The organism is Oceanospirillum sp. (genome assembly GCF_048265165.1).
Taxonomy (GTDB): domain Bacteria; phylum Pseudomonadota; class Gammaproteobacteria; order Pseudomonadales; family Halomonadaceae; genus Oceanospirillum.
Genome location: NZ_JBLXCD010000003.1, coordinates 130,853 through 152,731, shown reverse-complemented (window position 1 = coordinate 152,731; position 21,879 = coordinate 130,853). Strand labels below are relative to the sequence as shown.

The following is a 21,879-nucleotide window of genomic DNA, read 5'->3' as shown; positions in this document are numbered from 1 at the left end:
AATGCCGGGCTGTTTTTCCTGGCGGGGGAGTTTATACCCCATCAGCCAAGTGTGCAGGCGACAATAGATGTCAGTTTTTTTAGTCTTTTTTCAGGCGGTCTGTAATATAGCAGCTATCACGCAAACCATCAATTTGATTTACTTGAAGAACTGCCCCGGGAGGCCATGTGGCTGAAGCTGTTCACTCTGTTCGTTTTGTCACCATTGATAGCCATAATGAAGGGCAACGGGTTGATAACTTCCTGATTACCTTTCTTAAAGGTGTGCCAAAAAATCTTGTCTATCGGATTATCCGAAAAGGGGAGGTTCGGGTGAACAAAAAAAGAGTCAAGGCGGTATACCGTTTACAGGCGGGAGATATTGTTCGCGTTCCGCCGGTTCGGGTTGCAGAAAAAGCGGACGATATACCTGTCAGTAAAGAGTTTGCTTTGGCTTTAGAAGCTGCGGTGTTGCAGGAGTGCGATGATTGGCTGGTGATCAATAAGCCGCAAGGATTATCGGTTCATGCTGGCTCTGGGATTCAGGCCGGGCTGATTGAAAACTTGCGTCAGATTCGCCCGGAAGGTAGCTATTTGGAGCTGGTGCACCGATTGGATAAAGATACTTCCGGTTGCTTACTGGTTGCGAAAAACCGTAAGGCTCTGAATTACCTGCAGGAGCAACTAAAGGCTAAGGCGTTTCGGAAAAAATATCATGCACTTGCTGTGGGGTACTGGCCTGAGTCTGTGACTGAGGTGGATAAACCCCTAAAGAAACATGATGTGGGCGGGCGTGAGCGAGTGGTCAAAGTCGATCCGAAAGAAGGAAAGCCATCCGTCACCCGGTTTCAGATTCTTAAACGCCTCGATGCAAATGGCGTACTCTGTACCTTGCTTGAAGCGGAGCCGGTAACCGGTCGAACCCATCAGATTCGCGTGCACGCGCAGTCTGTTGGCCACAGTCTTGTAGGGGATGTGAAATATGGCGATGATAAGGTGCATCAGCACTTTAAAGGCCTGGGTTTTAAACGCTTGTTTTTGCATGCGGCATCTCTTGGTTTTCCCGATCCTAAGTCAGGAACTTTTGTCGATATCAGGGCGCCTTATGAAGATAGTCTCCGTCTGATCCTTGAGCGTCTGTCAGCGGGTTAGTTGTTTATTGAGTCTGTGCTGCCGCTTGGTGGTAATAGGTTGTTCAAACATTGTTTTGGGATAAGTTGTGAAATATCCATTTGTTATTTTTGATTGGGACGGCACTCTGGTGGACTCCGAGGCGCGTATTATTACCAGTATGCAAGCTGCTGCGAAGGATTATGGCTGGGAGCCAGCGCTGACGGATGAAGCGGTGCGTAATATTATAGGATTGGCACTGCCGGAAGCTATTCGTCATCTTTGTCAGGGGATTGATGATAATGGTGTTGAGGCGATTCGAAATGGTTATACGCATCAATTTCTTGAACGGTCAAATTTAGATATGCCTTTGTTCGATGGCGTTCAGGATGGACTGCAGCGCCTGAAAAAGGCTGGCTGTGTGTTGGCGGTTGCAACAGGTAAGAGTCGTCGTGGATTGGACAGTGTGATGCCGGAGGTTGGGCTTGGAGCTCTGTTTACACATACCCGTTGTGCCGATGAAACGCTTTCTAAGCCTGATCCTCTGATGCTGCGTGAGTTACTTGATGTGACAGGGTTTGATGTTCGTCAAGCCGTTATGGTTGGTGATACAGAGTATGATCTTGGAATGGCAAAAAATGCCGGTATGGATCGCTTGGCCGTTACTTACGGCGCGCACCACCCTGATCGGCTACAGGCCTATCAGCCGGTCTTTGTTGCGGATCGTTTTAAACAGCTGGTGGACTGGCTACTGAGTGATTAAGAACTGGGGTCTAAGTGTTGGCCGATTGCTAAACGGTCAATGACTGCTGTATATCTGGATAAGTGATGCATGGTCAGGCCAGTCATATATGGCCAGGTAATGCTGGATTTAAGGAATTGTAATGAGTGAATCAGACTGGAATGAACCGAAAGAGGGTGTGCGCCGAGTGGCTGGCGACTCTGTCTCTGATATTGAAGCACAAAAGACGGTTGAAGCTGTTGATCCGGTGAGGCAGCAAAATGAAATGATGCAAACCTGGTTGCTGGAAACATTGAAAGAACAGCGCCGGGCTCGGCGCTGGAAGCTATTTTTCCGGTTTTTTCGTGCAATAGTGGTAGTGGTTGCTCTTGTACTTTTTTGGCAATCTGCCAATAAAGTTGGAGGCGGTGATGCTGTATCCGGTGATCATGTTGCTATTGTCAATGTACTGGGTCAGATTGGAGAAGAGCAGGAGGCCAATGCGGACAGCCTGATTCGTGGAATTCGTGCTGCTTTTGACAATAACGGCACTCGTGCTTTGATTTTGAATATTAATAGCCCCGGTGGTAGCCCGGTTCATTCCGGGGAGGTTTATGATGAGCTTCTCCGGCAAAGGTCCTTACACCCGGATACACCTGTTTATGCGGTAATACGGGATATGGGAGCTTCCGGCGCTTACTATATTGCTGCGGGTGCGGATGAGATTTATGCCAATCGGGCAAGTTTGGTTGGGTCGATTGGTGTTGTGTCTGCAGGCTTTGGTCTGGGCGGGTTGATTGAAAAGCTGGGTGTTGAGCGTCGTGTCTTCACTTCCGGCGAAAACAAAGCATTTCTCGATCCCTTTACAGATATGAGTGACCAGCAGGCAGATTTCTGGCAATCGGTGCTAACCCAGACCCATCAGCAATTTATTAAGGCAGTGCAGGACGGTCGTGGTGATCGCCTGGCAGATAATCCAGAGATTTTTTCTGGTCTTGTCTGGAGTGGGGAGCAGGCAGTTGATCTTGGGCTGATTGATGGTCTGGCAAGTGTTCGTCAGGTAGCGGAAGAGCAGGTAGGTATTCGGCATCTGGTTGATTTTACGCCGGAGCCGTCACCTTGGAAGCAGATCAGTCGTGAGATGGGCGTGCAGTTAAAGGCCTTACTGAGAGAGCCGCAACTTTATTGAGCCTCCCGGGACGGGCGGCCTGATGAGAGTAGCGGGCAGTTTGCTGCCCGTCATTCTCCCGAATGTGAAGGTATAGGGCTAGTCCAGTGGTGATACCCCGAAAGCGTGTAAAAGGTCACAAAGCGCGATAAGGGGTAACCCTATCAGGGTGTTAGGGTCTCTGCCTTCCAGCTTTTCAAATAATGCAATTCCCATCCCTTCAGATTTAAAGCTACCGGCACAGTCCAATGGGTTTTCCTTTTCAATATAATGGGCGATATGCTGGTCATTAAGTTTTCGGAAGTAAACATGGAAAGGTTCGACCATGCTTTTGGTTTCACCTGTAGCGGTATTGTGCAGGGCCAGACCGGTATAAAAAGTAATTTTTTGCCCGCTGAAGTCTTTTAGTTGTTTTTGGGCGTTGTCTTTGGTGTGCGGTTTGCCGATAATGCGCCCGTCAAACGTAGCGACTTGGTCGCTACCGATGATCAGGCTGTTAGGGTGGTTCTCTGTCAGGGCAAGAGCTTTTTCTCTGGCAAGGCGTTCTACCAGTGTGCTGGCACTCTCCTGATCGAGGGGTGACTCATCGATGTTTGGGGCTGTCTGGATAAAAGGCAGGCCAAGTTTTTCGAGAAGTTGCTTGCGGTAAAATGATGTGGAAGCCAGAACCAGTGGGAGCATGTAAATAATATCCTGTGAATGTGGATGTTTGTCAGCTGCAGCTTCAGTGCCAAAGCAACAGGTTTGGCACTGGTGATAGATGTGGGGAATGGATAACCCCCTGAAAAGAGGATTGTATCCGATCTTTTCAGAGATTATTTACTGTTCTTGTCTTCAATCCTTTGACAGTTGCGGGTCATATCCCTATTATTGCGCGCTTATGTTTGGTGACCGACTTCCCATTACAATCGAGCCGTACAAGTTAGCTCGTGATGCTGGTGTTATTGAAGGGGATGTTTCCCTTGAAAAATGCCATCGCGTGCTTGATGCCCTGGTCAGTAGTGAAGGGCATTGCCATGTACGTCTTGAGTTCGATATTGACCCTCAGAAAATCCGTTTTGTGCGTGGTCAGCTGAAGGGCCTTTTTCAGGTTCCCTGTCAGCGCTGCATGCAGGCGATGTCTTTTGAGGTTGATAGCGAATTTTTGTTAGCGATCGCTGCTTCTGATGAGGCTGCGGCTAACTTGCCGAAACAGTATGAACCGCTGATCGTCGAAGACGAGAAGCTTGAGCTATTACCTGTGATAGAAGATGAAATTCTTCTGACGTTACCCATAGCGTCATATCACGATAAAGGTGATTGCTCGGTTACAAGTGAAATGCTGGTTTCAGGTGAGGAAGATGAAGCCCAACCTGAAACTAAACCGGAAAATCCTTTCAGTGTTCTAGAGCAACTGAAGGGAAAACGTTAACTGCAACCTCTAGTTGTATTTAGGAGTGAGTTGTCATGGCTGTTCAAAAGAACCGTAAAACCCGTTCTAAGCGCGGTATGCGTCGTTCTCACGATGCACTGAGTGCGTCTACGCTTTCAGAAGATAAAAGCACTGGTGAAGTTCACCTGCGTCACCATGTGACGGCAGATGGCTTCTACCGTGGCAACAAAGTGGTTGACAAAGGCGACGAATAAGGTCTGCTTGTGTTAATCGCTATTGATGCGATGGGCGGGGACTTCGGTCCCCGCGTTGCCGTTCCTGCAGCGCTCCGAGCGCTTAATAAAGATCCTTCTCTCTCCGTGCTCCTGGTTGGCGATCTTAATAAGATCCGACCTCTTCTTCCTGAAAAATCCCCGCTGCTTAACCGGATTCAGTTTCGTCATTCTGATATATCTGTAGCTATGGGAGATAGTGCCAAGCATGCACTGCGTCATCAGAAAGGCTCGTCGATTCATCTGGCTGTTCAGGCTGTTGCCGATCAGGAAGCAGATGCGTGTGTCAGTGCCGGTAATACCGGGGCGTTAGCCGTGATCAGTCGTTATTTGCTGAAAATGTACCCTGGGGTGAGTCGCCCGGCGATCTGCAGTCAGCTGCCTGTTAATGGTGGTGAGTGCCTGATGTTAGATTTGGGGGCAAACCTGGGGTGTGATGCTGATGATTTGTACCAGTTTGCTTTAATGGGTAGCGCTATGGCTGAGGTTATGCAGAGTAAGGTATCCCCGTCGGTTGGTTTGCTCAATGTCGGCGAAGAAGAACTCAAGGGCACAGAGTTGGTGCGTGATGCGGCAGATATTATGGCCACCTCTACGGCTATTCGTTATGAAGGCTTTATTGAAGGTAGTGATATTTTCTCTGGTCAGGTGGATGTAATTGTTTGTGATGGCGTCTCCGGTAATACGGCACTAAAAACCAGTGAGGGTGTGGTGCGCTTCCTGTTCCAGCAGATTCGGCAAGGATTCAAGAGTACTCTTTACGGAAGGGTGGTGAGTGTTCTTGTTAGGCCTGTGCTGAAAAGTATTAAGCGATCCCTTAACCCTGAGCGATACAATGGTGCCGTTTTGCTTGGTCTGCAAGGGGTTGTGGTGAAAAGCCATGGTGCCGCAGAAGTTGAAGGTTTTTATCGCTCTATTCTCCATGCCACTCATGCCGTGCGATCAGGGCTTTGTGAGCGGGTCGGCGATAAGGTAGCAAATAGTGGCGCTGGCACGAGTTTGTAAATTTGGCCTCGATTTTTTTTTTGCTGTGCTATAATCGCGCGCTATTCTGGCCTGAGTGGGCAGACTAAGGCTTTGCCCGGTGTTTCAAAGGGTAAAGCGCAAGGATCACAAAGGATCCAGCTTGCTGTTTATTTGTAAGGCTGGGTTCTGATTAATAATAAACAGTGTAAAGGGTTTGCTATGACACAGTCCCTGGCTTTTGTTTTTCCTGGACAGGGTTCGCAGGCAGTAGGCATGCTGAGTGAACTGGCTGATCGTTATGCGGTAGTTCGCACGACATTTGAAGAAGCCTCACAAATTTTAGGTTATGACCTCTGGCAGTTAGTGCAGGAAGGTCCTGCAGAGTCATTAAACCAGACAGACAAAACACAACCGGCCATTCTGACCGCCAGTGTTGCGATCTGGCGTGTATGGCAAGAATTGGAAGGCCCTCGTCCAGCGATGGTTTCCGGTCATAGCTTGGGTGAATACAGTGCTTTGGTTTGTGCGGGAGCCATGAGTTTTGCTGACGCTGTCCGACTGGTTAAGCTGCGTGGTGAATTTATGCAGCAAGCTGTACCCGAGGGTACAGGTGCCATGGCTGCTATCCTGGGTTTGGCGGATGATAAAGTTGAAGAAGCTTGTCAGGCTGCAGCCGAAGGCGCTGTTGTGGCACCGGTTAACTATAACTGCCCTGGTCAGGTTGTGATTGCAGGCAGCACGGCAGCAGTTGAACGTGCCGGTGCTAAGTGTCAGGAGTTGGGTGCCAAGCGGGTTGTACCTCTGCCGGTGAGTGTTCCGTCCCACTGTGATCTGATGAAGCCTGCGGCAGATCTGCTGGCTGCAGAGCTGGATAAAATTACGATTGAAGAGCCGCGTATTCCGGTTGTTCACAATGTTGATGGCCAACCCCATAGCAATGTAGATACCATTCGCGAAAACCTGTTGGCTCAGCTTTATAGTCCGGTTCGTTGGGTCTCCTGTGTTGAACATATGATTGAGCAGGGTGCAGAGATCACCGTTGAGTGTGGTCCGGGTAAAGTGCTTGCAGGTCTTAATAAGAAAATTCAGCGTAGTCTGAAAGTTCTGGCGGTGAATGATCCAGAGTCATTAACGTCTACCCTTGAGTTGGTAAAGGGTGCCTAAATTTACTCCTACGGAGAATCAGATGAGTATTGAAGGAAAAGTGGCCCTGGTAACAGGTGCAAGTCGTGGTATCGGCCGTGCAACTGCTTACGCTCTGGGTAAAATGGGTGCCATCGTTGTGGGTACGGCCACTTCTGAATCTGGTGCACAAAGTATTTCCGAAGGGCTTGCGGAGCAAGGCTATCAAGGAAAGGGTTACGTTCTTAACGTTACCTCTCAGGAGTCTGTGGACTCTGTTATTAAAGCGATTACTGAAGAATTCAGCGCTCCTTTGATCGTCATCAATAATGCAGGTATCACACAAGATAATCTGCTGATGCGTATGAAGGAAGATGAGTGGGATTCTGTTATTGATACCAACCTTAAGTCTGTTTACCGTATCGCTAAAGCAACGATGCGTGGCATGACAAAAGCTCGTTGGGGTCGCATTGTAAATATCAGTTCTGTAGTGGCCACAATGGGCAATATGGGACAGAGCAACTATGCTGCAGCAAAGGCTGGCATGGAAGGCTTTACCCGGGCAATGGCCCGTGAAGTAGCTTCACGTAATATCACGGTGAATGCGGTTGCCCCCGGATTTATTGCTACGGATATGACCCATGCATTACCTGAAGAGCAGCATAAAGCGCTGCTGACACAGATTCCTCTGGCCCGTCTGGGCCAGCCAGAAGAGATTGCGAATGCTGTCGCTTTCCTGGCGAGTGAAGGTGCGAGTTACATCACTGGTGAAACTCTGCAAGTTAATGGCGGCATGAATATGCGCTAAAGCCGGTTGTTGGCTGGTAGCTATTGCGCCACTCAGTAACCCTCTATAAAATACCGATCAGCTTTTATTGCTGTTCGGATATTTGTACCCACAGGAGAAATTTTAAGTTATGAGCACTATCGAAGAGCGTGTAAAAAAGATCGTAAGTGAGCAGCTGGGTGTTAAAGAAGAAGAAATCACCAATGCATCTTCTTTCGTTGACGATCTGGGTGCAGACTCTCTGGACACCGTTGAGCTGGTAATGGCTCTGGAAGAAGAGTTTGAGACAGAGATTCCTGATGAAGAAGCTGAGAAGATTACGACCGTTCAGGAAGCAATCGACTACGTAGTTTCTCACCAGTAAGATCGAGTGAGTATTCAGTCCTAGACTGACTACAAAGAAGCCGCTTTCTGCCTAGCAGGGGCGGCTTTTCTTTTTTATTGCCGGGTATGATTTTTTTGTAAGTAAAATAGATGACATGCCCCGGTAGTTTTTTAGCGTATTTGGAGGAAGCATAATGCCTCGCAGAAGGGTCGTTGTTACTGGCCTGGGCTTGATCACGCCCCTCGGTAATAGTGTAAAAGAGAGCTGGGACGGTATTCTGGCTGGTAAAAGCGGTATCGCGCCAATTGAGCACTTTGATACAACGGGTTTCAGCACCCAGTTTGGTGGCTCAGTTAAGGGCTTCGATGTCTCCGAATACATGCCTGCAAAAGATGCCCGCAAAATGGATACTTTTATCCAGTATGGTATGGCAGCCGCGATTCAGGCGGTAGATGATGCTGGCTTGGAATGCACAGAAGAAAATGCGTCCCGTATCGGTGTTGCCATTGGTTCTGGTATTGGTGGTTTGCCAATGATTGAGGCGAACCATAATAACCTGCAGGCAAAGGGACCTCGTAAGATTTCACCGTTCTTTGTACCGGGCAGTATTATCAATATGATTTCTGGTAACTTAGCGATTCGGTTTGGCTTTCAGGGGCCTAATATTGCGATTACCACCGCATGTACAACAGGTACTCACAACATCGGCTACTCTGCGCGCACCATCGCTTACGGCGATGCGGATGTTATGGTTGCCGGTGGCGCTGAAATGGCAACTACGCCTCTTGGGTTGGGTGGTTTTGCAGCCGCACGAGCACTATCGACCCGCAATGACTCGCCTGAGACAGCCAGCCGTCCATGGGATGCTGACCGTGATGGCTTTGTATTGTCTGACGGTGCTGGCGTGCTCGTATTGGAAGAGTATGAACATGCAAAAGCCCGTGGCGCTACCATCTACGCTGAGCTGACCGGCTTCGGTATGAGCGATGATGCTTACCATATGACGTCTCCACCGGAAGATGGTCGTGGTGCTGCGGCATCCATGGCAAATGCTGTTAAAGATGCAGGTCTGAACCCTGAGCAGCTGGATTACATTAATGCCCATGGCACATCGACTCCTGCTGGTGATGTTGCGGAAAGTCGTGCTGTTGAGAAAGTGATGGGTGATGCTGCTAAGAGTGTTGCGGTCAGTTCCACTAAGTCTATGATCGGCCACCTTCTGGGAGCTGCCGGTGCGGTTGAAGCGGTGTTCTCCATTCTGGCGATTCGGGATCAGGTTGCTCCACCAACCATCAACCTGGAAAATCCGGCTGAAGGCTGTAATCTGGATTACGTGCCGCATACGGCTCGTGATATGAAGGTTGAGCATGCGCTGTCTAACTCCTTTGGCTTTGGCGGAACCAACGGTTCATTGCTATTTTCTAAGGTGTAGCAGGACTCTGGATCCTGTGCCGCTGTATATAAAAGGGCCCGATGGGCCCTTTTTTATCTCTGTCTTTTGCTATTGAGCCTTCCCTATGGCATTTCAAACTCTGGTAAATGGTGTTGCACAGACTTCATGGCCGGTCACCGATCGTGGCCTTGCTTATGGCGATGGTGTGTTTGAAACCTTCAGGGTTATTGGAGGGCGTGTCGGACTATTTAACCGACACTGGCAACGTTTGAAATATTCTCTGCAACGACTTGATATCCCTCTACCTCTGTCTGAAGAGCAGCTGATAAGAGCTATTGCCGGGGTTGTTGATGGAGGTGATGGGGTCGCCAAGCTTATGGTGACCCGGGGGAGTGGAGGCCGGGGTTACCGGTGCCCTGATAGCCCTGATAGCCAGTGGAGTCTTCAGGGCTTTCCTCTGCCAGAAACCGATTCTGAACATTATGCAGCAGGTGTCAGTGTACGAAGCTGTCATCTACAACTGGCAGAGCAGCCTGCGTTAGCAGGAATGAAGCATTTGAACCGGCTTGAGCAGGTGATGGCGCGCAAGGAATGGCGGGACGAATACTTTGAAGGTCTGATGTTCAGCCGTTCAGGCTATCTGGTTGAAGCGACAATGGCTAATATTTTTCTGGTACACGAAGACAGGCTTTTAACTCCGAAATTGAACCTTTGTGGGGTTAGAGGGGTGATGCGTGATGCTATTCTGGAGCAGGTATCTGCTAGTTCAGGTGCGTTGACCATACCCTGTGAAATGCCGGCGTTAAGTGCTTCGGATCTGTTGCAGGCTGAGTCAGCGTTTATTTGTAACAGTGTTCGTGGAATTATACCCTTGTCACACTGGTATGATGAACATGGTGGATTGATTCAGTCCTGGCATTCTGCTGAGCATTCTGTGATTAAGGCGTTGATCGGTGCCTTTCATCCTGCTATGAAATTACCGATTGTGTGAGCTGTTTTGCTTTGAAATTCTTCGGGTTAACCGACCTCTGTGCCAGGTGAGATATTTGTGATGCCGGAGCTCTGCCGGTAATTTGTTTAAGGAATAAATATGTTTTTTCTGAATCGTCGGGTTATTGCAGCGCTTGCGGGGTTTGCTGTTCTTATACCTCTGCTTTTTTTTGTATATTGGAAGCAGCTTTTACAACAGCCGTTACCGCTCTCTGAGCCTATGGTTTATGACGTAAAGTCTGGCTCTGGCGCTAACCATGTGATGGCGGAGTTCCATGCTGAGGGTATTTTACCGGAAACCTGGCCACTGAAAATCTGGCTGAAAATTAATCCCGAAAAAGGTCAACTAAAAGCAGGAGAGTACCGGATTCCTGCTGGTATCAGTGCCTATGAACTCATGGGCTTACTGACGTCTGGCAAAACGGTTCAATACCAAGTGACGCTGCCGGAAGGTTTAAACTTTTCGGAGGCTCTGCAGCTTTTGCAGCAACAGGAAAAACTAACGGTTAGAACCCGTGACATGAGTACCACAGACATTATGCAATGGGTTTCCGGCAAGCCCGCCAGTGATGTAGAGCACCATGAAGGACGTTTTTTTCCTGATACGTATCAATACCACAAAGGCATGACTGATCTGCAGATTCTTAAACTCGCTTATGAAAAAATGGGCCGGGTTTTGAATGAAGAGTGGCAGAAAGCTGACCATGCCGCGTTGCCCTACAATAATGCCTACGAAGCGCTGATTATGGCATCTATTGTTGAGAAAGAGACAGGGGTGCCAGAGGAGCGTTCTCGTATTGCCGGTGTTTTTGTTCAACGTCTGGAGAAGCGCATGCGGCTGCAAACCGACCCGACTGTTATTTACGGTCTGGGTGAGCGTTATCAGGGCAATATTACCCGGAGCCACTTGAAAGAGAAAACAGCTTATAATACATATCGAATCAATGGCTTACCGCCAACGCCTATCGCTCTTCCAGGGCGTGATGCGATTCATGCAGCCCTGAACCCTCTGAAAGAGGGAGACCTTTATTTTGTTGCCCGTGGTGATGGTAGTCACAAATTCAGCAAGACATTGCAGGAACATAATAAAGCGGTGCGTTACTACCAGATTTATAAACGTAAACAGAATTATCAGTCATCCCCTGAGACTCAGCAATAAATTTGAGCAAACCGGTTTGACTTGGTGGAATTGATCATGACCTTGATAACAAATAACCGAAAACAGGGCTGTTTTATTACTTTAGAGGGCTCAGAAGGTGTTGGTAAAAGCACTAATCTGACTTTTGTACAGCAATGGCTTGAAAAAAATGGCCTCCAGCCACTAATGACCCGTGAGCCAGGTGGCACGCCAATGGCTGAAGAGATACGTGAGCTACTACTGAATCAACGGGATGAGAAAGTCAGTGAAAAAGCTGAACTCCTATTGATGTTTGCCGCCCGGGCTCAGCATTTGGATGAAAAAATCCTGCCAGAGCTTGCCCGCGGCAGGTGTGTGGTATCAGACCGTTTTACCGATGCGACCTACGCCTATCAAGGGTATGCTCGAGGCCTGAATCTCGACTGGATAGCTCAACTGGAACAGCTAGTACAGGAAACGGTACGTCCAGACCTGACTATTTTACTGGACCTGTCGACAGAAGTTGCCCGCCAGAGGATGAATAAGCGTGGCACGACTGATCGGTTTGAGCAGGAGCAGGCTCAATTTTTTGATCGGGTGCGACAGGGTTATCTGACCCGAGCTAAGGCTGAGCCGGAACGCTTTGCTGTGATTGATGCAGGCCAAACTCTGGAGCGAGTTCAGCAGGATATTGCTGATGTGCTCCAGTGTTTCTTTCAGTCAGGTAGTTGATCGCTTCAAGTCTTCTAAGCTAACTTTCGATAACTGCCTATTTTGGAACATCCATGACAGAGCTTGTTAAAGACTCACCTCTCATCCCTTTTGTCTGGCAGCAGGATTACTGGAATCAGCTCACAGAGCAGCACCGTTCCGGCCGTTTGCCCCATGCGCTTCTGTTGGCAGGTGCTCAGGGTATTGGTAAGTATCATCTGGCTAGGGCGGTGGCTGCTTATCTTTTATGCCGTCAACCTGGGGCGACTGCTTGTGGTAACTGCGCGTCCTGCGCTCTGTTTTATGCCGATACTCATCCTGACTTGATGGAAGTGATGCCGGAGAGTGAAGGAAAGCAAATCAAAATTGAGCAGATTCGTAAACTACAGTCCTTTGCCAATAAAACGGCTCAACAGGGTGGTTTTCGGGTGGTTATTCTGCAGCCAGCTGATGCAATGAATATCAATGCGGCTAATGCGCTACTGAAAAACCTGGAAGAGCCTGGTGATAATGTGCTCTTTATTTTACTGAGTCACAGGCTGAACGCTGTGATGGCAACGGTCAAAAGCCGTTGTCAGCAGTTTTCGTTACCGGTTCCTGATAAAGGGTTAGCGTTAGACTGGCTGGGTAGTCATCTTTCCAGTCATGCTGCTTTGCATGCTGAAAAATTACTGAGAATGGCTCAGGGTAACCCTCTGCTTGCTCAGGAATTGGCGGATGAAGCGTTGCACAAACAGCGGGATAAGCTTTTCTTCGCCATGGAAAATCTGACTCGCGGCGGTGATCCTGTAGAGTTGGCCCCTGGTTTCACAGAAGGTAATCTGCAGTGGACGTTGCGTTGGATGCAGCAGTGGTTGAATGACTGGTGCCGCTGGATGGTGACTCAGGAAGAGTCTGATCTGTCATTTCCGGATATGCTCCCTCTCTACCGTCAGTGGCAGCATTCATCTGATCTGGAAAAGGCCCGCCTGTTATTTCAGGAGGTTGGACACCTACGTACCCAGTTGCTGTCCGGTGCAAACCCTAATATCCAATTAGCGATGGAAGCACTGCTTATTCGGTGGGTCGACAAGATGCTATTATAATATTTGGCAGAATTTACAGATACAGAGGGTAATAAGGCTGATGCTGTTTACCCCTGAGGTAAGCGGTGTGTGTGATAAAGGAGTATCAGACGATGAAGCAGGTAACAGGGAATAATAAAGTCCGGCCAAAAGCAGCTGTAGTAAATCTTGATAGGAAAGAAGAGCTTTATAAAGCATATATGCCTTTCTTGCACCATGGGGGTTTATTTCTGCCAACCCGGAGTAATTTCCGCCTTGGACAGACTTTATCACTGATGCTTAACCTGATGGATGAACCCGAGACAATTCCGGTTCAGGCTCATGTGGTTTGGATTACCCCTGAGAGGGCTCATGGTCAGCGTGTCGCTGGTATTGGTGTTCAGTTTACAGAGGAGCATGCTTTATTGAGGGATAAGATTGAGCACTATTTGTCTGATCAACTTGACTCTGAGCACCCAACTCATACGTTTTGAGTACTCACAACACCTGCTGTCATCCATGACATCTTAGTGTTGTTTTATTTATACCCATAGAATTTAAGCTGTTTAGGATATTTATGTACCTGATCGATTCACATTGTCATCTTGACCGCCTTGATCTGACCCCCTATGAAGGTGATCTTAATCAGGCTCTTAACGCGGCCCATGATCGGGGGGTTAGTCACTTTCTGGCGGTTAGCGTAACCCTTGATGATGTGGCTGGCCTGAAAGACCTAGCCCGTCAATATCCTTCTGTTTTCGCATCAGCTGGCGTTCATCCGTTACAGGATCTGCCACATGAGCCAACGGTTGAAGAGCTGGTAAAAGAGGCAGAAGATGAACTGATTGTAGCTGTGGGTGAGACGGGCCTGGATTATCACTATGCGCCTGACACGAAAGATTTACAGAAAGAGCGCTTTAAACGTCACCTTCTTGCTGCCCAGAAAGTGAATAAACCTGTAATTATTCATACCCGGGATGCAAAAGAAGATACATTGGATATGCTGGAGCAATATGGGCCGGACGCTGGTGGTGTACTACACTGCTTTACCGAAGACCTTGATATGGCGCGCCGTGGTATTGCCCTGGGTTACTATGTCTCTATTTCCGGCATTGTTACCTTCCGCAATGCTGATCAGGTACAGGAAGTGGCAGCAAAAATTCCCCTGGACTCTCTACTGGTGGAAACGGACTCACCTTATCTGGCACCGGTTCCGCATCGGGGCAAAAAATGTGAGCCACAGTATGTCCGTGATGTAGCAGAATTTATTGCGGAGCAGCGTGGTATTTCTTATGACGAGCTTGCGATGCAGACGACTGCTAATTTCTTTCGCTTGTTTAAGGGGGCTGTACCTAAAGCTGTTGCGGAGCAATGATATGACTGTCTTTAGCAACGGTGACTAATGACAGAGTGCTTTGTTTATAACTGAATGGCCAGATGCGATCTGGCCATTTTTTTATTTATCATGAGCGGAGCCTGATGCGGATAGGTGGCCATTGCTGCCCTCGTAAAAGTCAGTATCACTCTGAGGTGATGTCCAGGGGACAAAAGGTGTTTTTTTTGTTCTTTGCTTTTTCTTCATGCTATCTGGCAGGGGTTCATCACTGGTTTGACCTTCAGGGTAGACATACATGGACTGCTCCTGGCTATCCAGAACACCTTTACCGTGCCAGGGTAATAGTCTGTAATCGGCATGTTCCGAAAAGTCCATAAAAGGGTATTTGATGATCTCAAAGTAAGGTGAGTAGTCAAAATCTCTTGGGGTGCATAGCTTGGGGTTTCTCCTGAATAGCTGAAATCCTAAGTCACCACTCTTTTTGACCAGAGGGAGAATCGGGAACTGGATAAAGCCAAACGCTTCAGCAATCATGGTCGAGCAAACTGTTTTAGTAGCCTTCCCCGCATTGTGCTGAAAGAGTGATGAACGCCAGCGCCGAGGCATAATCCACCAGGGAAAAAGAAAGCGTGCCAGATCGAGGATCTGACGAACATCATACTCTTTACCCAGTTGACTAATGGCGTAATGAATCATCTGTTGGCTATCTTTGTGGCTTAACCCTCTGGGGCGGCAAATACGAATATGGTCTTCCTTGTAACTTGCTAAATCCCGAATGATCGTACCCATGCCCAACTCAGATTCAACAATCAGCTGGGTATCCGGTGAAAAGGGAAAGAGCTCGCTCAACGTATTTCTGAGTTCAGGGTCTTCAATATCGTGCAGGCGTCCGAGATACAGTGCAGCATGGGACCAAGGGCTTTGAGTGATCATTTTAATCACATCGCTAACCCTAGAGCGGCCTTCCACCAACAGTACATCACAGGAGCGAACCTCATATCGGATGCGCTCAAAATCCGACATAGGAAATTCAGGTGCGGGCCTGTGTTGTGTAAGCCAGTTAACAATTGGTCGTGTCATTTTTGTTATTTTCATCGCAGGATCCTCCGCGATTGCTATCTCATGTGATTGTTCATATTTGGAAATATTCCTTTTAATAAGAGTAGGCTATTTATGGGTCTCTGTCAGAGTAGCCAATTGCTGAGAGATGAAGCCGGAGGGGCAAAGACAAGATGCCCATAGTCCTGAATGATGACCAGGATCAAGTTCTGGACCTGAGGAGGGGGAGAATTCATTAAAGCGTCACATTGGCTGAGCCGGATAAGCATATACTGAATTTATGACGTGAAAATGACTATAAAAAAACACGGAGAAATCGACATGAAAACATACCAGGTCGAACAGTTTGAGCTTATTGCCCGCCGCGCATTCAATCGTGTCTTACTACCTAAAATCAGTCCGGAGCTTAATGTTACGGATGCCCGGGTTTTTTTTAATAATTGTGGCCAGCTGATGATTCGGGATCATCAGAGTGAACTTGTGTTCTCTGATATCAGCATGGATAGTCTACGCTGTGTTAAGGAGGCTGGCGGAGTTCATGTAATGAACCCCGCAGTAGATATTCATCCAAAGCTGATCTATATCCCGCTGGGAAGAGGCTCTGATTAGAGCTTGATATGTAGCATCCTGTTTTGGCTTATATTATAGATTTCGGATGCCCGTTTTTTTGATGATTAACCCTGTGGCCTCTACACGTTGCAGGGTTTTTTAGTTCTATACTGACAAATATCAGAATGTGACTGAAAAAAAGAATCTGGTCAAATTAAGTGTGAAATGGTATTGTGTGCGGCGCAACATAGGGGGTTGCGCCAGCAGGTGTCAGTATCTTCACTAAGCTTTGATATTGATAACTAAACAGGTTCATATTTGTTAGGCAGTAAATGTTATGACCTTATCCGCAGTGGAAAAACAAGCCCGTAAAGTGCAGGAATTTCGTCAGCGCGAAGCTAATATTCTCGATGCTGCTCTTGAGTTATTTATGGAGCATGGAGAAGATCGCGTTACCGTCGAAATGATTGCAGACCACGTTGGTATTGGCAAAGGTACGATCTACAAGCATTTCCGTAGTAAGTCTGAGATTTATCTGCGCTTGATGCTGGATTATGAGAAAGATCTGGCTGACCTGTTTCAGTCCCCCAAAATATCTGAAGACAAAGAGGCTTTGTCACGGGCCTATTTTGAATTCCGTATGCAAGACCCCGGTAAATATCTGTTGTTCTCCAGGTTGGAAGAGAAGCTAACTAAGTCTTCGGGCGATACTGACATGCTGGATGAGCTGCATAATTTCCGGGCCCGTAACCTTGAAAGTCTGACGGATTTGATTACCGCCCGCATTGATGAGAATAAACTGGAAGATGTGCCATCTTACTTCCATTACTGCGCCCATTGGGCGTTGGTACATGGCGCTGCAGCTTTGTACCAGTCGCGCTTTTTCAGGGAAGTGATTCAGGATAAAGATGAATTCTTTACCTTCCTGATGGAGATCGGTGTGCGCATGGGGAATCGCGGTCAACGAGGGCGCAATAGAGAGGAGTCATGACATTTAATGATTTTCCTGTGCAATATATTGACCCCGTGTACCGGCCTCCCAGTGAGGCCAAATCTTTTATCCTACCGGTAACCAATGGTTGCAGCTGGAATCATTGCAGTTTCTGTAGCATGTATACCGATGCTCAAAAGAAATTCTCGGTCCGGAAGGAACCTGATGTCCTGGCGGATATTCAACGGGCCGGTGAGCAGCTTGTAGGCGTCAGTCGTGTTTTTTTGGCAGATGGTGATGCAATGACGCTATCTTTTCGTCGCTTATTGACAGTTCTGAAAGCCCTTAACCATGCATTCCCTGAGCTACGGCGTATTAGTGCCTACTGCTTGCCACGAAATATAGCCCGAAAAAGTGTTGAAGAATTAACTGAGTTAAAAAATAACGGTTTATCAATACTCTATGTAGGCGTTGAGTCCGGTGATAATGAAGTATTAACTCGAATTAAAAAAGGTGAAACAGCAGAGACGACATATTCTGCGCTACAGAAGATAAAGCAGGCAGGGATTAAAACATCTGTAATGGTGCTTAATGGTTTGGGCGGGCAGATGTTATCAGAGCAGCATGCAGTAAACTCTGCAAAGTTGGTTAATAGGGTGCAGCCAGACTATCTGTCAATATTGGTTTTAACCTTCCATCGCGGAAGGCAGAGGTTTGTTGAAGCTTTTGGAGATAATTTCGCTGAACTGGACAGCCAAGGGTTGTTGCAAGAGATGCATCAATTTATCTCTGAACTAAACCTGACATCTACGGTCTTTCGTTCGGATCATATTTCTAACCAGTTAGTGCTGAAAGGCATTCTGGGGTGTGATAAATCCGTCTTATTATAGAAGGTTGAGAAAGCACTTGAGCTTGATGGTGGTTTTTCAGGTATTGCTGTAAAAAATATTTAACTACTCCCCCTTTTGGGTTTAATAATTTAATCAGGTAATCCTTGTTAAATTTTCTGGTATAACTTAAGAGTTTATATGTCTTGTAATTCCAAATATCTGATATTAGTATTACCGGCATTAAAGCTTCTTGTTTAGGAAATTTGAAAAGGTCTTCAAAAGATTTTTTACTCTAGCCTGATCTGAAAATATGATTGGCCTAGATGATCATAAAAATTTGCACACGTATCCATCTACAAACCATACCCATCTTTGATGGTGTTTTTACCTGAGAACGTAGTGCAGCAGACCTGCCTGAGCTAAGAACTTCTGTTTCCCCCCACAGCACCTTTATGTAACAAGAGAGTTATTATGTCTATTATTAATAAATACCGTGAGAAAGAGCGTCTGATGCGTCAGCTGCAGGAAGAACTGCAGGCGATGGAAGAAAAGCAGGAGCTGAAACAGGAACTGGCTTTTAAAACGGCTGTTGAAGAAGTACTGAAACAGTTTGATAAGTCTGAATCTGAATTGCTTGCTCTGTTTGGTGCAAGTGAAGATACTGCTGAGTCTGGCAAGTCACGTCGTAAGCGTACTCCAAGTGTTTATAAAAACCCCCAGACCGGTGAGGAGATCACTGTTCGGGGTGGTCGTCAGAAGGATTATCAGGAATGGATTCAGAAGTACGGTAAAGAAACTGTACAGAGCTGGAAGGTTTCCTGATTTAACACTTATATGAGGTGATTTCCTCGTATATGCATCGCTCAGTTTTTTTGCGATGAACAAAAAAGCAGCTTCGGCTGCTTTTTTTATGTCTGTGGGTTGTGTGTGTCCGCGTTAGATTATATTAAACCTTTCCTATGGTTTTAAACTAAGAGCCCCGTTAATCCGCTCATTTTTTATGGTTTTTTCTGCAGCTTCATTTAGGTCTATGGTTCCTCATTAGTCACAGCATTTTCTCTGTCGCTGGGTTAAAATAGTAATATGAAATTATGGGAGATAGGGTATGTTATCCGGCAGTTTTTCACCGGCACAATTGGCTCAGCACATCGATAAAAACAGTGGGGAAAAAGGCCTTCCTCCGATCGATAAATGGAACCCTGAATCTTGTGGTGATATCGACATGCGTATCGCTAAAGATGGACAGTGGTTTTATATGGGGTCGCCAATCGGTAGGGCTGCATTGGTACGTATGTTCTCGACTATCTTAAAGCGGGAGGATGACCGCTATTTTCTGGTGACGCCTGTTGAGAAGGTGGGGATTCAGGTAGATGATGTGCCTTTCATTATTAATCAGCAGCTTGAACCGTTTGAAAATAAACTCCGTTTTGTCACCAATGTGGGCGATGAGGTACTTTTAGACGAAGCACACCCTCTGACAGTCTCGGTTACTGAATCCGGAGAGCCGGAACCCTATCTGCATGTACGGGCAGGTCTTATGGGGCGGCTACACAGAAACCTCTTCTATCAGCTGATTGAAGAAGCGGAGCCATTCGAGGCTGATGGAAAGACTTATCTTGGCCTTAATAGTGATGGCCGCTATTGGTCATTAGGCGAGTTGCCGGAATAGTTTTCTGCAGTGTTTTTGCCCGATGATCCCTGCGAACAGTTGCAGGGTTTATCGGAATATCTGTTTTCTGACTCAGGCACTTCTCCTTTCAAGCCTGAGAGTTAAGTTTTGAGAGATCCTGTGTCCCAATCTGTACAGTCTGAACCGGTCAATATTTTTTCTGCACCTCTGCACCTGACAGCGCAACAGCAGCGTGTGGTGCACCACGGTAATCAGCATGCCCGTGTAATGGCTGTAGCAGGCTCTGGTAAAACCACAACCTTGGTGCACCGGGTTCTTTTTCTGCTTGCTCAGGGCTACGAACCCCGCAGGGTACTGGTTCTTATGTATAACCGCTCAGCCCGGGTCGATTTTGAAACTAAGCTGCAAAAGGAATATCAGCGTCAGCAGGTACATTACCCCAGACCCGATATCAGAACTTTTCACTCGATCGGCCATAAGCTTTGTGAAAGTCTTGTGCGCTGGGGCGTGCTGCAGCCCCGGCATCTCGTGCGAGAGGGTTGGCCCTACGAGAAATTGGTTCGACAGGGGATTACCCTGGCGTTACCCAGTGCGGACCAGGCTACTCGGCGTAAGGCTCTGGATAAGGATCATCTTGAAGCTTTTATGCAGTTTGTTGAGCGTGTAAAAGCTGATCTGGAAACACCAAAAGATCAGTTCCGGTTGCTCGGTTTGCCGGATGATCAGAAGTATTTCATCGAAGCGTTTGAGCAGTTGGAGCAGATTCTGGCCAGAGAGGGTGTCATGACTTTCTCTGACTTGCTCTACCGACCTGCTATGGCAGTTTTGGCTCGGCCGGAGCTGGAGACACGTATCAGTAACCATCTTGATCATGTCATTGTTGATGAGTATCAGGATATCAACAGCATTCAACAATTCCTGCTCAGTATTCTTGCGGGGGAGCGAGCCCGGGTGATGGTGGTCGGTGATGTTGATCAGTGCATCTACGAATGGCGCGGTGCCCGCCCGGAATTTATGCTGCGGGATTTTGCCCGGCAATTTCAGCAACCGGTAAGTTATCCGCTGTCTTACTCATTTCGTTATGGGGCGACGCTGGCGCTGGCCGCCAACCATCTGATTGGCCGTAACAAAAACCGGGATGCTGGCCTCTGCTTAGCTACCTCAGAGCATCAGGATACTCAGATTGAGGTTTTGCCAGAGCTCAATCAGTTGGTGAGTCATCTCCAGCCTGTACTGGAGCGATCCGGAGCGGTGAATGTTGCTGTTCTGGTCAGAAGCTGGGCATTAAGTATGCCGATTCAGTTGGTATTTTTGCAGCAGCAGATTCCGTTTCGCCTGCATCAGCAGGGGCACTTTGTTTTTAATCAGCCATTGATAAGCCAGTTTTTGTCCTATCTGCAATTAGCAGCAGGTGAAGCCAATGCGGCGATTGGTTCAGAAGCACTTGGGCAGATGCTTAGCTTTCCACCTTTGTTTCTCAGTCAAGGTGAGCAGCAGGCGGTTCAACAACAGGTAGAGCGTTATGGCTTAAGCCCTGATTCAATTGTTTCAGGCATGGATCTGAAACCCTATACCGCAAAACGTCTGAAAAAACGCCTGGAACTACTTCTGGAACTGCAGCGCCAGCCTGCTGATCAGCCCGTCGGCCCTTTGGCGATTCGTGTGCTCCAGGATACTGATGCTTATGATCTGATTGATAAGGCAGCGGCAACTAAGGACCAGGCGCAGGAGCGTAAACAAACCTTGCAGGCACTGGTGAACTATATCCGGCAGCAGAGAATGAATGTTTCTCAGTTGTTGAATCATATTGAGCTGCAGAAGCAATCTGGTGCCAGTCAGAGTCATCATGGTGATGCCGTCACGATTACTACTGTGCATGGTGCCAAAGGCCTGGAGTGGCTCCATGTGGTACTTGCAGGCCTGACAGAGGGGAGTTTTCCGTGCTATCAGAACGTTACAGATTTCGATGAAAAAGCCGAGGAAAGTGAGCGGCGTCTTTTCTACGTCGCAATGACCCGAGCCCGGGAGACGCTTTGGTTATTGACTGACCATGGGCTATCTGAAGAGCGTAAAAAACGTCCTAGTCGCTTTGTTACTGAGATGAATCTGGAAGACAGCCGTCTTGTTGCTGGCAGTCTTATACCTAATCTCCCTAATAATGCAGAACTTAGGGTAGAGAATGTCGGACTGGTTCAGCAATATCTGTCAGCCTGTGGTCTTGCAGGTGTCAAAGTGAGTGCCCGCCCCGTTCAGAAAAATGAATCTGTGCTGCCTCAGAGGCATTTGTCCTCTAGGGCGGAGCAGAGCACCTTCTACCGTATTGGTGATCAGATAGAGCATGACGTTTTTGGTCGCGGAGAGTTAACCCATATTGAGCCCGGAGCTCAAACCCGAATCACGGTACGATTTGGTCAGGGCACTAAAGTGTTGTTGGCGGATAAAGCGCCGATCAGACGCCTTGTCGGCTAG

General features: G+C 47.8%; 24 protein-coding genes. 22 read left to right on the top strand and 2 right to left on the bottom strand.

Going from position 1 to position 21,879, the window contains the following annotated elements; genetic code table 11:
- Positions 1-167 precede the first annotated feature (167 nt).
- From ACN0R8_RS07710 to ACN0R8_RS07700, 3 genes are all read left to right on the top strand, one after another.
- Positions 168-1,130, top strand: a complete 963-nt coding sequence (locus ACN0R8_RS07710; protein ID WP_417596505.1) for an RluA family pseudouridine synthase — start codon at positions 168-170, stop codon at positions 1,128-1,130.
- 67 nt (positions 1,131-1,197) lie between these two features.
- The gene (locus ACN0R8_RS07705; RefSeq protein WP_417596504.1) at positions 1,198-1,851 is read left to right on the top strand and encodes an HAD-IA family hydrolase; all 654 of its coding nucleotides are present in this window, start codon (positions 1,198-1,200) and stop codon (positions 1,849-1,851) included.
- 121 nt (positions 1,852-1,972) lie between these two features.
- Positions 1,973-2,998 carry a S49 family peptidase gene (locus tag ACN0R8_RS07700; protein WP_417596503.1) on the top strand — a complete coding sequence of 342 codons (1,026 nt, stop codon included), beginning with the start codon at positions 1,973-1,975 and terminating at the stop codon, positions 2,996-2,998.
- Between the two features lie 78 nt (positions 2,999-3,076).
- Here the strand turns inward: ACN0R8_RS07700 and ACN0R8_RS07695 are convergent, their stop codons facing one another.
- A complete protein-coding gene (locus ACN0R8_RS07695) occupies positions 3,077-3,658 on the bottom strand; it encodes a Maf family protein (protein WP_417596502.1) in 582 nt (193 codons plus the stop codon).
- A 199-nt stretch (positions 3,659-3,857) separates the two neighbouring features.
- Between ACN0R8_RS07695 and ACN0R8_RS07690 the strand changes: the two genes are divergently transcribed.
- The 13 genes from ACN0R8_RS07690 to ACN0R8_RS07630 all read left to right on the top strand — a co-directional run bounded on the left by ACN0R8_RS07690 (position 3,858) and on the right by ACN0R8_RS07630 (position 14,450).
- A complete protein-coding gene (locus ACN0R8_RS07690; RefSeq protein WP_417596501.1) occupies positions 3,858-4,388 on the top strand; it encodes a YceD family protein in 531 nt (176 codons plus the stop codon).
- A gap of 35 nt (positions 4,389-4,423) precedes the next feature.
- Positions 4,424-4,603 (top strand): 50S ribosomal protein L32, encoded by a 180-nt coding sequence (gene rpmF, locus ACN0R8_RS07685; protein ID WP_077242683.1) that lies wholly within the window; start codon positions 4,424-4,426, stop codon positions 4,601-4,603.
- A gap of 9 nt (positions 4,604-4,612) precedes the next feature.
- On the top strand, positions 4,613-5,626 hold the full coding sequence (plsX, locus tag ACN0R8_RS07680; RefSeq protein WP_417596500.1) for a phosphate acyltransferase PlsX: 1,014 nt from the start codon (positions 4,613-4,615) through the stop codon (positions 5,624-5,626).
- 180 nt (positions 5,627-5,806) lie between these two features.
- Complete coding sequence (gene fabD / locus ACN0R8_RS07675; RefSeq protein WP_417596499.1) at positions 5,807-6,751, top strand: ACP S-malonyltransferase; 945 nt, start codon at positions 5,807-5,809, stop codon at positions 6,749-6,751.
- A gap of 22 nt (positions 6,752-6,773) precedes the next feature.
- A complete protein-coding gene (fabG, locus tag ACN0R8_RS07670) occupies positions 6,774-7,517 on the top strand; it encodes a 3-oxoacyl-ACP reductase FabG (protein ID WP_417596498.1) in 744 nt (247 codons plus the stop codon).
- Positions 7,518-7,626: 109 nt separating this feature from the next.
- Entirely contained in the window at positions 7,627-7,860 is a 234-nt protein-coding gene (gene acpP / locus ACN0R8_RS07665) for an acyl carrier protein (RefSeq protein ID WP_077242679.1), read from the top strand.
- A 154-nt stretch (positions 7,861-8,014) separates the two neighbouring features.
- Entirely contained in the window at positions 8,015-9,253 is a 1,239-nt protein-coding gene (gene fabF / locus ACN0R8_RS07660; RefSeq protein WP_417596497.1) for a beta-ketoacyl-ACP synthase II, read from the top strand.
- 85 nt (positions 9,254-9,338) lie between these two features.
- Positions 9,339-10,205 (top strand): aminodeoxychorismate lyase, encoded by an 867-nt coding sequence (pabC, locus tag ACN0R8_RS07655; protein ID WP_417596496.1) that lies wholly within the window; start codon positions 9,339-9,341, stop codon positions 10,203-10,205.
- Between the two features lie 99 nt (positions 10,206-10,304).
- Positions 10,305-11,363 (top strand): endolytic transglycosylase MltG, encoded by a 1,059-nt coding sequence (gene mltG / locus ACN0R8_RS07650; RefSeq protein WP_417596495.1) that lies wholly within the window; start codon positions 10,305-10,307, stop codon positions 11,361-11,363.
- Between the two features lie 36 nt (positions 11,364-11,399).
- Positions 11,400-12,053, top strand: coding sequence for a dTMP kinase (gene tmk, locus ACN0R8_RS07645; protein WP_417596494.1), 654 nt, complete (start codon positions 11,400-11,402; stop codon positions 12,051-12,053).
- A 53-nt stretch (positions 12,054-12,106) separates the two neighbouring features.
- Positions 12,107-13,117: a DNA polymerase III subunit delta' gene (locus ACN0R8_RS07640; RefSeq protein ID WP_417596493.1), complete on the top strand. Its 1,011-nt coding sequence runs from the start codon at positions 12,107-12,109 to the stop codon at positions 13,115-13,117.
- 92 nt (positions 13,118-13,209) lie between these two features.
- Positions 13,210-13,569, top strand: coding sequence for a PilZ domain-containing protein (locus ACN0R8_RS07635; protein ID WP_417596492.1), 360 nt, complete (start codon positions 13,210-13,212; stop codon positions 13,567-13,569).
- 83 nt (positions 13,570-13,652) lie between these two features.
- Positions 13,653-14,450, top strand: a complete 798-nt coding sequence (locus ACN0R8_RS07630; RefSeq protein ID WP_417596491.1) for a TatD family hydrolase — start codon at positions 13,653-13,655, stop codon at positions 14,448-14,450.
- Between the two features lie 81 nt (positions 14,451-14,531).
- Here the strand turns inward: ACN0R8_RS07630 and ACN0R8_RS07625 are convergent, their stop codons facing one another.
- Positions 14,532-15,506: a YiiX/YebB-like N1pC/P60 family cysteine hydrolase gene (locus tag ACN0R8_RS07625; RefSeq protein WP_417596490.1), complete on the bottom strand. Its 975-nt coding sequence runs from the start codon at positions 15,504-15,506 to the stop codon at positions 14,532-14,534.
- A 285-nt stretch (positions 15,507-15,791) separates the two neighbouring features.
- On the opposite strand from ACN0R8_RS07625, the gene ACN0R8_RS07620 reads away from it, so the two are divergent.
- The 6 genes from ACN0R8_RS07620 (at position 15,792) to ACN0R8_RS07595 (ending at position 21,879) form a co-directional block, all read left to right on the top strand.
- Entirely contained in the window at positions 15,792-16,079 is a 288-nt protein-coding gene (locus ACN0R8_RS07620) for a hypothetical protein (RefSeq protein WP_077242671.1), read from the top strand.
- 292 nt (positions 16,080-16,371) lie between these two features.
- On the top strand, positions 16,372-17,010 hold the full coding sequence (locus ACN0R8_RS07615; RefSeq protein WP_417596850.1) for a TetR/AcrR family transcriptional regulator: 639 nt from the start codon (positions 16,372-16,374) through the stop codon (positions 17,008-17,010).
- Complete coding sequence (locus ACN0R8_RS07610; RefSeq protein WP_417596489.1) at positions 17,007-17,840, top strand: radical SAM protein; 834 nt, start codon at positions 17,007-17,009, stop codon at positions 17,838-17,840. The genes ACN0R8_RS07615 and ACN0R8_RS07610 overlap by 4 nt, the downstream gene beginning before the upstream one ends.
- A gap of 411 nt (positions 17,841-18,251) precedes the next feature.
- Entirely contained in the window at positions 18,252-18,602 is a 351-nt protein-coding gene (locus tag ACN0R8_RS07605) for a histone-like nucleoid-structuring protein, MvaT/MvaU family (RefSeq protein ID WP_077242669.1), read from the top strand.
- A gap of 283 nt (positions 18,603-18,885) precedes the next feature.
- A complete protein-coding gene (locus ACN0R8_RS07600; protein WP_417596488.1) occupies positions 18,886-19,449 on the top strand; it encodes a DUF1285 domain-containing protein in 564 nt (187 codons plus the stop codon).
- 120 nt (positions 19,450-19,569) lie between these two features.
- Positions 19,570-21,879 carry an ATP-dependent helicase gene (locus ACN0R8_RS07595; RefSeq protein WP_417596487.1) on the top strand — a complete coding sequence of 770 codons (2,310 nt, stop codon included), beginning with the start codon at positions 19,570-19,572 and terminating at the stop codon, positions 21,877-21,879.

Bases quoted from the DNA above. Each gene is read 5' to 3' on its own strand.
- ACN0R8_RS07700 (WP_417596503.1), top strand. From the start codon at position 1,973: ATGAGTGAATCAGACTGGAATGAACCGAAAGAGGGTGTGCGCCGAGTG.
- ACN0R8_RS07695 (WP_417596502.1), bottom strand. From the start codon at position 3,658: ATGCTCCCACTGGTTCTGGCTTCCACATCATTTTACCGCAAGCAACTT.
- ACN0R8_RS07690 (WP_417596501.1), top strand. From the start codon at position 3,858: ATGTTTGGTGACCGACTTCCCATTACAATCGAGCCGTACAAGTTAGCT.
- rpmF (WP_077242683.1), top strand. From the start codon at position 4,424: ATGGCTGTTCAAAAGAACCGTAAAACCCGTTCTAAGCGCGGTATGCGT.
- fabD (WP_417596499.1), top strand. From the start codon at position 5,807: ATGACACAGTCCCTGGCTTTTGTTTTTCCTGGACAGGGTTCGCAGGCA.
- fabG (WP_417596498.1), top strand. From the start codon at position 6,774: ATGAGTATTGAAGGAAAAGTGGCCCTGGTAACAGGTGCAAGTCGTGGT.
- acpP (WP_077242679.1), top strand. From the start codon at position 7,627: ATGAGCACTATCGAAGAGCGTGTAAAAAAGATCGTAAGTGAGCAGCTG.
- fabF (WP_417596497.1), top strand. From the start codon at position 8,015: ATGCCTCGCAGAAGGGTCGTTGTTACTGGCCTGGGCTTGATCACGCCC.
- pabC (WP_417596496.1), top strand. From the start codon at position 9,339: ATGGCATTTCAAACTCTGGTAAATGGTGTTGCACAGACTTCATGGCCG.
- mltG (WP_417596495.1), top strand. From the start codon at position 10,305: ATGTTTTTTCTGAATCGTCGGGTTATTGCAGCGCTTGCGGGGTTTGCT.
- tmk (WP_417596494.1), top strand. From the start codon at position 11,400: ATGACCTTGATAACAAATAACCGAAAACAGGGCTGTTTTATTACTTTA.
- ACN0R8_RS07640 (WP_417596493.1), top strand. From the start codon at position 12,107: ATGACAGAGCTTGTTAAAGACTCACCTCTCATCCCTTTTGTCTGGCAG.
- ACN0R8_RS07635 (WP_417596492.1), top strand. From the start codon at position 13,210: ATGAAGCAGGTAACAGGGAATAATAAAGTCCGGCCAAAAGCAGCTGTA.
- ACN0R8_RS07630 (WP_417596491.1), top strand. From the start codon at position 13,653: ATGTACCTGATCGATTCACATTGTCATCTTGACCGCCTTGATCTGACC.
- ACN0R8_RS07625 (WP_417596490.1), bottom strand. From the start codon at position 15,506: ATGAAAATAACAAAAATGACACGACCAATTGTTAACTGGCTTACACAA.
- ACN0R8_RS07620 (WP_077242671.1), top strand. From the start codon at position 15,792: ATGAAAACATACCAGGTCGAACAGTTTGAGCTTATTGCCCGCCGCGCA.
- ACN0R8_RS07610 (WP_417596489.1), top strand. From the start codon at position 17,007: ATGACATTTAATGATTTTCCTGTGCAATATATTGACCCCGTGTACCGG.
- ACN0R8_RS07605 (WP_077242669.1), top strand. From the start codon at position 18,252: ATGTCTATTATTAATAAATACCGTGAGAAAGAGCGTCTGATGCGTCAG.
- ACN0R8_RS07600 (WP_417596488.1), top strand. From the start codon at position 18,886: ATGTTATCCGGCAGTTTTTCACCGGCACAATTGGCTCAGCACATCGAT.